The 1732-nt window shown below is 70.5% G+C and carries 1 protein-coding gene and 1 pseudogene; both read left to right on the top strand.

Going from position 1 to position 1732, the window contains the following annotated elements; translation table 11 throughout:
* Positions 1 to 240, top strand: a pseudogene (locus tag BD833_RS22590) (methyl-accepting chemotaxis protein); the annotation flags it as partial.
* Between the two features lie 305 nt (positions 241 to 545).
* The coding region (locus BD833_RS22585) for a methyl-accepting chemotaxis protein (RefSeq protein WP_166535411.1) at positions 546 to 1732 on the top strand (1187 nt) is incomplete at its 3' end.

Here is a 1732-nt window from a genome sequence, read left to right as displayed (position 1 = left end):
TCCGACCGCCAGACCACGATCGCCTCGGCGGTGGAGGAGCAGACCGCCACCACCAACGAGATGTCGCGGTCGGTGCAGGAGGCCGCCGGTGGCACGACGCAGATCGCGGAGAACATCTCCGGGGTCTCCACCGCCGCGGAGTCCACCACCCAGGCGCTGACCCAGACCCGCACCGCCGTCGACGAGCTGTCCCGGATGGCCGCGGACCTGCGCTCCACCGTCGGGCGCTTCACCTACTGACCGACAGTGGCCGAGCCGGCCGCCGACCTCGACGACGAGCGCATGACCATTCCGGTCATGCGCTCGTCGCCAGTTCCGAGCCGTGCTTCGGCGCGGTCCGGCGAATCGAATGGCGTCAAGTCGACACGGGAATGCGGGGACCGAGCGAATCGCACCGCGCTCGACACGACACACCCGTAACACCGAATGACGGTCGGTGTATCTGTTCTAACGTTTCCCCAACCGCGCAGCCCCAACAGCTCTCCGCATTCGGGGCGTCATGTGCACCACCTGGCCCCACGCCTCGTCCCACCGAAGGAATCGCGATGTCCAGCACCTCCTCGAGCCCTCGTCGGTTCGGGAACATCCGAGTAGGCCGGCGCCTCGGTCTCGCCTTCGGCGCCATCGGCGGCCTGGTGCTGCTCAGCGCCGGCGCCGGCCTCCTGGCCGTGTCCGAGCAGCGGGAGATCGCCGACGACCTCACCGCCGTCGGCGGCGTGCTCCAGGAGGCGGAGACCGCCCGCTTCCAGATCGCCGACGTCAGCGGCTGGCAGGGCCTGGTGCTCACCGACGTGGCGGCCTTCGGGCCGCAGGTGGGTCTGGCCTCCGACGCTTACAACCGTGCCGGTCTGCTGGAGAGCAAGAAGGCCGTCTACGAATGGCTGGACGGTGTGGACACCGACGCCATGGACGCGGACGAGAAGGCCGCCTGGAGCGAGCTGCGGCCCGCCTGGGACTTCTACTTCGAGATGGACGACCAGGTCGTAGCGTGGATCTCCGACGGCTCGCCCGAGGGCTTCCGTACCGCGGTGGAGAGCATCAACGGCGGCGAGGCCGGCAAGGGCTACGGCATCATCCTGGACATCGCCGACCGGGTGGAGACCTCCGCCGGCGAGCGTGTGGAGCAGCTGCAGGTCGACCAGCTCGACGCGCAGGAACGGGCCACCGTTCTCCTCGGTGTCGTCGGCGCGCTCGCGGTCGTCCTCGCCGCCCTGCTGGCGGTGACCGTCTCCCGTTCCGTGGTCCGCCCCCTGGGCCGGGTCACCGGGGCGCTCGAGGCGCTGGCGAAGGGCGACCTGACGGTGGAGCCGCACGTGCGAACCCGCGACGAGGTCGGCCGGATGGCCGCCGCGCTCACCACCGCGCAGGAGAACCTGCGCAGCCTGATCGGCTCCGTCGTCTCCTCCGCCGACGCGGTGGCGGCGAGCTCGGAGGAGCTGTCGGCATCTGCGGGGCAGATCGCGTCGTCGGCGGAGGAGACGTCGGCGCAGGCGGGGGTGGTGTCTTCTGCGGCGGATGAGGTGACCCGCAGCGTGCAGACGGTGGCGGCTGGTGCGGAGCAGATGGGCGCCAGCATCCGGGAGATCTCGCAGAATGCAGCGGAGGCCAGTGAGGTGGCGGCGCGTGCGGTGACGGCTGCGGAGACGACGACGGCGACGGTGGCGAAGCTGGGCGAGTCCTCGGCGGAGATCGGCAACGTGGTGAAGGTGATCACGAGCATCGCGGAGCAGAC

Origin of the sequence: Blastococcus xanthinilyticus (genome assembly GCF_008124835.1) — a bacterium.
GTDB classification, from domain to species: domain Bacteria; phylum Actinomycetota; class Actinomycetes; order Mycobacteriales; family Geodermatophilaceae; genus Blastococcus; species Blastococcus xanthinilyticus.
This window is presented reverse-complemented; position numbering and strand designations above follow the sequence as displayed.